At 63.9% G+C, this 7,563-nt stretch carries 6 protein-coding genes; all 6 read right to left on the bottom strand.

The annotated features are described in order from the left end of the window. Positions 1–142, bottom strand: a 142-nt coding sequence (locus QK290_RS15220) for a hypothetical protein (RefSeq protein WP_282331471.1), incomplete at its 3' end; no start/stop codon positions are given. Next, the gene (locus QK290_RS15215) at positions 135–893 is read right to left on the bottom strand and encodes an aspartate/glutamate racemase family protein (RefSeq protein WP_282331468.1); all 759 of its coding nucleotides are present in this window, start codon (positions 891–893) and stop codon (positions 135–137) included. The genes QK290_RS15220 and QK290_RS15215, both read right to left, overlap by 8 nt. Positions 894–933: 40 nt before the next feature. Next, positions 934–2,418 carry an NCS1 family nucleobase:cation symporter-1 gene (locus tag QK290_RS15210; RefSeq protein ID WP_282331470.1) on the bottom strand — a complete coding sequence of 495 codons (1,485 nt, stop codon included), beginning with the start codon at positions 2,416–2,418 and terminating at the stop codon, positions 934–936. A gap of 1,047 nt (positions 2,419–3,465) precedes the next feature. Continuing rightward, positions 3,466–3,945, bottom strand: a complete 480-nt coding sequence (locus QK290_RS15205) for a nucleoside deaminase (RefSeq protein ID WP_282331467.1) — start codon at positions 3,943–3,945, stop codon at positions 3,466–3,468. A gap of 965 nt (positions 3,946–4,910) precedes the next feature. Then, entirely contained in the window at positions 4,911–5,930 is a 1,020-nt protein-coding gene (locus QK290_RS15200) for a DUF808 domain-containing protein (protein ID WP_282331466.1), read from the bottom strand. Positions 5,931–6,089: 159 nt separating this feature from the next. Further along, positions 6,090–7,349 carry a S8 family serine peptidase gene (locus QK290_RS15195; protein WP_282331465.1) on the bottom strand — a complete coding sequence of 420 codons (1,260 nt, stop codon included), beginning with the start codon at positions 7,347–7,349 and terminating at the stop codon, positions 6,090–6,092. Between the last annotated feature and the right edge of the window lie 214 nt (positions 7,350–7,563).

The raw sequence follows: 7,563 nt of genomic DNA, 5'->3' as shown, positions 1-7,563 counted from the left end.
CGGTGAGGCCGTTGCCGAACGGTTCGATGGCGACGATCACGCCGTCGCGGATGCCCACTTCACGGGCGGTGATGCCGGCAGTGGTGAGGATGCGCTGGCCACGGATGACCAGGTCAAACTCGAATTCCGTTGCTTCAGTCATTGATGCTCACCTTTGCGGAGTTGCGCAGGTTGGCCGGGAACGGCCAGCCAGTTACGGTTTTCGGGCGGGGCGGTGCGTAGGTGCGGACCTTGGAAGTGGACAGGCCAAGGCGGACCAGGGATTCTGCGATTGTGACTGCGGCCGCGACGCCGTCAACCACGGGGACACCGAGGCGTGTTCGGATCTGCGCATCCAGGCCTGACATCCCTCCGCATCCGAGGACGATGACCTCTGCTTTGTCTTCCTCAACGGCGTGCGTGGATTGGGCAAGGATAGCTTCCACAGCCCGCTCCGGGAATTCTTCAAGTTCGAGGACACCGAGGCCGCTGGCACGGACGGAGGCACACCGGGCGTCCAGCCCGGCGAGTTTTAGCCGGTCTTCAATGAGCGGCACGGTGCGGTCCAAGGTGGTGACCACAGAGTATTTGTGGCCGAGGAACATGGCCGTGCTGGCGGCCGCTTCGGTAATGTCGACGACCGGGACGTCCAGCAGCTCCTGGAGCCCTTCCCGCCCGTGCTCGCCGTAACCGGCCTGGATGACGGCGTCGAACGGTTCCGGGTAGGCGAGAACGGCGTCCATGACTGCGATGGCCGCAAGGTAGCTTTCAAAGTTGCCCTCGCAGGAGTCGGCGCCGAATCGGGGTGTTAGGCCGACGATTTCCGTCCCGGGGGCAGCGGCCGCGCGGGCCTGGGCGGCAATTGATTCGGTCATGGATGCTGTGGTGTTGACGTTGGCGACGAGGATGCGCATGGTTACTTTCCGGTTGGCTTTCGGTAAGGCTGGGACGGCCTCAGTGGAGGCTGGGGACGGCGATCGGTTCCCCGGAGACGTCGTGGAAGGTCCGTTTGCGGTCGGCGACGACGAGGTAGGCGATGGCTCCGATGCCGGCGCCGATGAACCAGGAGAACGCCGCGACCGGTTGCAGGGCGGGGATGAAGGCGATGAGGAGCGAGATGACCGCGGCCGGGATGAAGGCGCCGACGGCCCGCATGTTGACGCCGTTGCGGTAGAAGTAGGAGCCGCTGCTGACTTCGGTGTAGAGCTCGGGGACGTTGATTCTGGTCTTGCGGATGAGCCAGTAGTCGGCCATGATGACGCCAAACAGCGGTCCGAGCAGGGCTCCGAGGCCGCCGAGGAAGTACACGATCACGGCGGGGTTGTTGTAGAGGTTCCAGGGCAGGATGACCAGGCCGATGATGGCGCTGACCAGGCTGGCGCGGCGGAAGTCGAGCCGCTTGGGCATGAGGTTCGTCAGTGCGTAGATGGGGGCTACGAAGTTCGCCATCAGGTTCACCGCGATGGTGAGCACCAGGAGCGCGAGTGCGGCCAGCACGAGCAGGAACGTGTTGGGGATGGACTGGACGATGTCGGAGGGGCTGCCGATGATGGCGCCGTTGATTTTGAACTGGGCTCCGGTGATGACGACCACGATGATGCCGAAGAACAGCATGTTCACCGGGATGCCCCAGAAGTTGCCCTTGATGATGGACCGGCGGGTGGTGGAGGAGCGGGTGAAGTCGCAGAAGTTCAGGACGAAGGTCGCGTAGATGGAGACCCACAGTGCGCCGCCGGCGAAGATTTCGCGCCACATCGCGCCGCCGGTGAGGGCATCCTGGGTGGACAAAGCGATGGACCCGCCGGCCTGGAAAAACATCCAGATGGCCAGGCCGGCCATGGTGACCAGGATGATGGGCCCGGCGAACGCTTCGTATTTGCGGATCATGTCCATGCCGTATCGGACGATGATGACCTGGATCACCCAGAGGAAGACAAACGCGGCCCAGCCCAGAGTGGACAGGCCCAGGATGTCATTCTTGTCCAGGTCAGCGAGTCCCGGCGCAAGGGCGATAAGCAGCACCCTGAGGACCAGGGAGGCAAGGTACGTCTGGATGCCAAACCACACGATTGCCACGCCGCCACGGATGAGCGCCGGAATCTGGGCACCATGGATCCCGAAGGCGATACGGCTCATGACCGGGAACGGGACGCCCGTCTTGTGGCCCATGAAGCCGGAGAATGTCAGGAGCAGGAACAGCAGCACCGCACCGACACCAAGAGCCAGCAGGATCTGCCAGGCGCCAAGACCCAAGGCGAAAAGCCCGATCGCGAACCCGTAGTTGCCCAGGCTGTGCACGTCGCTCGCCCAGAGGGTGAAGATACTGTACGCGGTCCACCTGCGCCCGGCCATCTTCGTCGGGGCAAGATCCTGGTTGTAAAGCCGGGCACTGGTCGGCGACAGGCCCAGAGCCTCGGCGCTGACCGGCGGCTGGTGCATGATGGGGTCGTGGTGCTCATGGCGGTGGTGGTCCACGGTGACTTCGGGGACGGCTTTATCTGCGGGACGGGTTGTATCCGGCACCATATTCATGGAAATGCCTCTCTGGAAATGAAAATTTTGGCTATACCAAATGCTGTATACGAGGGAATGGGGACGTGGCCGCACGTCGGACCGGTCAGTCCACCGGGAAAACTGCCCGGGAAAACTGCGCGGGGAAATGGCGTCAGTAGCCGGAAGTCAGGAAGATCGGATGTGCGGAAAATCGTGCAGGTGATGCCAAAGCGACGGCGGTACGGGCCGCCTGTAATTCCGAACCTGTCAGCTGCGGGGATCTGCCCACGGCGATCGGGGTCTGAAGGCGCCGCCGGGGCGATCAGAGCTGGTCAGGAGGAGGCACATCAGTGCTGCGTTCCTCCCGGCAAGGACCGAACTCGCTTTCAGCCCCGCAGGTTGTGAGATGTACATGGATTCAGACCAATCACTTGAAAACTGCCCTCATCGTTGGGGGCGTAGTTAAACAGTAAGCCAAGTCACACATTTTCACAATAGGATATAAACTTTCCACCTAGCGGAATCTCTTGAGGAGCCAGCGCAGATGGCTTTGGATATTCCGTGCAAACGACTTCGGAAACTGACCCTGGAAACGGGTGTCCACTAAATAATGCGACCCACCCCAGTCTGAGACGGCGTCAACCGTTGCCTGACGTCCGGCTGGCCGGGAATCCCCCAAACCGACGCACGATTAGCTTCCCTCGGGTGTGAAGGAAGGAGGGGCGCCCAAGGCGGCGATGAGGTCTTCGTAGCCGCCGATTCCGCGGGAGTCTTCCAAGGGGCTTGACAGGCAGCACCGTTTACCGCGGATCACCTTGGGAGTCGGCGCGGCGTTCATCGCCGTTGCCTACGGCTGCGTGAACACCGCGGCCGACGCCTGGACGATGGGCGACATTGGCGGACTTCGAGGCGCAGCAGAAGCTTGGCCTTGACCCGGTGTTCGACCCGCGGCGCACGGTCACAGGCTGGATGGCAGACCGCGCACGGCCAGGCCTACTCGGCGATGTCCTCCGACCACAGCTCCGGGCAGTCAGCCTGGAAGGTGCGCATCATGTCCACGCAACGCCGGTCATCCAGGACAACCACCTCAACGCCACGTGAGCGCAGAAGCTCAAGTTCGCCGTCGAACGTGTGTGCTTCCCCAACCACCACGCGGGGGATTTTGAACTGGATGATGGTTCCGGCGCACATGGCACACGGGGCCAGGGTGGTGTAGAGCGTGGTGTCCCGGTAACTTTTCTGCCGGCCGGCGGCGCGGAGGGCGGACATTTCACCGTGCGCGATCGGATCGGCGTTCTGGACCCGTTCGTTGTGGCCGCTTGCGATGACCACGCCGTCACGGGCCAGCGCCGCTCCGATGGGGATGCCGCCTTCACTGAGGCTCTTCTGGGCGGCCTGGTAGGCGGCTTCGAATGCCGAGTGGGCGGTGCGGTCCGGTTCCGCCGCGGCGGATTCGTGCTGCTCGTGGCTCATGGCGCCATTCTCGCATGGGCCGATGCCCACTGCCTTGGCCCGCAAGCCCTGAGCAGGAGAAAGTGGCTACCGGACGATTTCAGGAGTTCACTCTGTCTGAGAGCCCAAACGCAGTGGTGGGTTGTCGAACAGTGGCGCAAAAAGCTCCAACTCGGTTCGAGGTATCCGGCAGGCATCTGCCGCCTGACGCCAAGCGCCCGACGCCTTGCGCACGGAGGCGAGGATCGTATCCCGTTGGCTGGGTTGAACGAAGTATTCAGCCGAATCGAGGAGTGCAGCTCGGGAAGCTGCACGAGCTTGGGCACGTCGGTTCCGTCACTCAGATATTGGCCGTTCCCCAGCCGGAACCGCAATGCGCCCGCCGGGTGCGGTCGGACACCCCCAGGAGGAAGTCCAAGGCAGTGAGCGTTTCGGCGTTCTGGCCAAACTGTCGCGCCTCCGCCTGGAGCCGTTTCGTGATGATGTGGCGTCCCCAGCGGTCTGGTGACGCGTCGTCAAAGGCACCGGGGAGACCTTTGACTGCGTGGTTTCCGCCCGAGATCGACCTCGATTGGTTCACTCATCGGCGCACTCTCTGCGGCAATTCCTGGCCTGCCCGCGCGCGGCCGAAGTCGCTCTCGTAGGGGTCGAAGGCGACATTGAGCTGATCTCCGAGGCCGAGTAGTTTTCGCCAGGTAACCAGCTGCTCGCCGATTGTGCGCGCAGTCCCCTGCGTCTTCAGGGACGTTCTCTTCGTGGCCACATTCTACGACGGCGGGGACGTGGCTTGCCGAGCTGCCCGAGACGCACTGGATCAGCGCCCAAGGCCATCGCGAGCCGGCGGCTGGAGACACTGATCGCCGACGGTGCCGTGTTCGTGCGCGCGTTCCTCGACCCGGCGGGTATCCGGTCGAAGGCCTCCTGAGCGTCCGGGCCGAGGCGTCAGTCGCTCATTGCGGCCTTGGGGTCTCCGCCCAAAAGAACGCCTATCCGGCGGAACCGTCGCTGTGCTTCGCCGGCCGGTACCCTGCCAATTCGGCGCGGACGTCGCCCTCTTCGTGACCGCTCTTCGTGCCGAACGGCAGCACTTTGAGCAGCGGGCCCACGATGGCCATGACGAGGAGGCCCCAGATGATTCCGAGGACAGCAGAGCACAAGGTATTCACGAGCCAGGCAAGGAAGCTGCCAGCCACCGGGATCCCGGCGGCCGGGGTCTCCAGGAATTGGACCAGGTCGTACGGCGCATGCCAGCCGAGGTCGTAGGCTCCCTGCAGCATGATGTGGCCACCCACCCACAGCATGGCGATCGTCCCGATCAGGGTGATGGCGCCCAGCACGGCGGGCATCCCCTTGACGAGCAGCTCACCGAACCGCTGGGAGCGCGCGGATTCCTTGGTGGTCAGGTGCAGGCCGACGTCGTCCATCTTGACGATGAGTGCCACGGCACCGTACACGAGCACGGTGATCACCAGGGCCACGATGACCAGGATAAACGCCCGGATCCAGATGGATTCAGTGGCCACCTCGTTCATGGAGATGACCATGATCTCGCAGGACAGGATGAAGTCGGTGGTGATGGCGCCCTTGACCACCTTGGCCTCGGCGTCCGGGCCCCGCTGGACCGCCGGCGCCTTTTCGTCCGAGTGGTCTCCACGGAGCTTGTGCCAGACCTTCTCGGCACCCTCGTAGCAAAGGTAGGTGCCGCCGGCCATGAGGATGAACGGGATGGCCCACGGGACGAAGGCGCTCACGAGCAGCAGCGCCGGCAGGATGAACAACAGCTTGTTCCGGAGCGAGCCCCAGAAGATCCGCTTGATCATCGGCAGTTCCCGGGAGGGGTCCGCCCCGGACACATATTGCGGGGTGACGGCGGCGTCGTCGATCACCACGCCGGCAGCCTTGGCCCCCGCTTTCGCGGCCCCGGCGGCGATGTCGTCCACCGAGGCGGCCGCTATGCGGGCCAGGGCTGCGACGTCGTCCAGCAGCGCGACAAGACCGCCGCTCACAGGTCGATCCCGCGCTGCTTGAGAATGGGCTGCTGGGCATGGAGGCCTCGGTGGAGGCGCGTGATCGGCATGCTCAGATTATACGGTGGGGGCAGAGGTCGACGGCGGCCGGTGCCTCCGCCGCGACGGTCTCCGCCGCACGTGGAACTACACGTGGAACTACTTGACGGCGTTGAACGCGTTCACCCGGCCATTTGCCCAGAAAGTGCCGGTGCCGCCAATTTTGTCCGCGGTTGACTCAACCTTGGCGCGGATTGCCGAACTGCCGGCACCAGGGTTGCTGCTCCACGCGAGCGCGGCAGTGGCAGCGACGATGGCCGAGGACACCGAGGTGCCGTTGCCGACGTCGTAATTCAACGCTCGGTTGTTGGGCGCGGCCAGCGCAAAATCGTGGTTCGGGAAGGTCGAGTACACGTTGACTCCGGGTGCTGCGATGTCCACCCAGCTGGCTCCGTAGGTTGAGAACGACGCTTTCAGGTCGTTGTTGTCCGTGGCGGCGACGGCAATGACGTTCGGGTACGCGCCCGGGTAGATTTTCGTCTGGTTGCCGCCGTTGCCTGCTGCGGCAACCAGCACCACGCCTTTGTTCCAGGCGTTGTTGACGGCAGTTTCGAGGGTGCGCGATGCCCGCACACCGAGACTCATGTTTATGACCTTCGCGCCGTTGCTGACCGCCCAGTTGATACCGTTGGCGAGGCTTGAACTGGAGCCAACCCCGCTGTCGTTAAGTACCTTGCCAGCCAGGATGCTGCAACCAGGGCATACCCCCGCCACGCCATTGGAGTTGTTGTAGATGGCAGCGACGGTGCCGGCCATGTGGGTGCCGTGTCCGTAATAGTCTTCTGCCACAACGTCGCCGCTCTTGGTTGCTGAGCTGCTGAAGTTGGCGCGGGCAACAACCTGCGAGGAGATGTCTTCGTGGTTGCCGTCGACGCCTGAATCGAGGACGGCAACTTTGATGCCGGCGCCGGTGGTGACGGTCCACGCTTCGACGGCGTCCACATCGGCATCCGGTGTACCTGCGGCTACCTGGATGTCGCCCTTGGTGTTGGTGAACGCCTGCCCGTCGTTCTGGAGCGCGTACTGCCGGGGGAAGTACTGGTCCGTTGACGAGGCGGTGACCTGGTGGTCCGGCTCGGCATATTCAACCGCAGGGTTCCGGCTCAAGGCGTCGATGAGCTGCTGTTCCTTTCCTGCCGGCACCTCGATCAGGTTGGCGCCGGTACTGCCGACGCCGGGCCCTTCACCCAGGCCGTGCTGGCGCAGCACAACCGCGGCGGCACCGCCGTCGCGGAATTTGACGATGATGTGCGCCGCGGCGCCTGAAGGGGCTGCCGCCGCAGCGCCTGGGACGGCACTGGTAATGGTGCCGAGCACCAGGATCATCGCGGCGAGCCCGGCCATAAGCAGTTTTTTCATAGGGTCATCTTGCCCTTGTCCTTACCGGATGGGTAGAGGTGAAAGCACTAAAGTCCCCCGCGGCGCCCGGCTTGGTCCGTTCTGCCGCACCTGGCGACGCGGCCCGTGCCGCCTACGTGGGGGAAGTCCTGGGGAACTTCGACAAGGGGAGGTGAGCGGCGTCCGCAGACGATGCAAGAAGTGAGTGGGCAAGAGATTACGACGGCGGGACAGC

Source organism: Pseudarthrobacter sp. AL07 (genome assembly GCF_029960665.1).
Taxonomy (GTDB): Bacteria; Actinomycetota; Actinomycetes; order Actinomycetales; family Micrococcaceae; genus Arthrobacter.
The sequence above is the reverse complement of the archived record's forward strand: the minus strand, read 5'-3'. Positions and strand labels throughout refer to the sequence as shown.

What these genes read in the sequence shown, in the direction of transcription:
- QK290_RS15210 (WP_282331470.1), bottom strand. Translation starts at nt 2,418, where the DNA reads ATGCACCAGCCGCCGGTCAGCGCCGAGGCTCTGGGCCTGTCGCCGACC.
- QK290_RS15205 (WP_282331467.1), bottom strand. Translation starts at nt 3,945, where the DNA reads ATGAGCCACGAGCAGCACGAATCCGCCGCGGCGGAACCGGACCGCACC.
- QK290_RS15195 (WP_282331465.1), bottom strand. Translation starts at nt 7,349, where the DNA reads ATGAAAAAACTGCTTATGGCCGGGCTCGCCGCGATGATCCTGGTGCTC.
- QK290_RS15215 (WP_282331468.1), bottom strand. Translation starts at nt 893, where the DNA reads ATGCGCATCCTCGTCGCCAACGTCAACACCACAGCATCCATGACCGAA.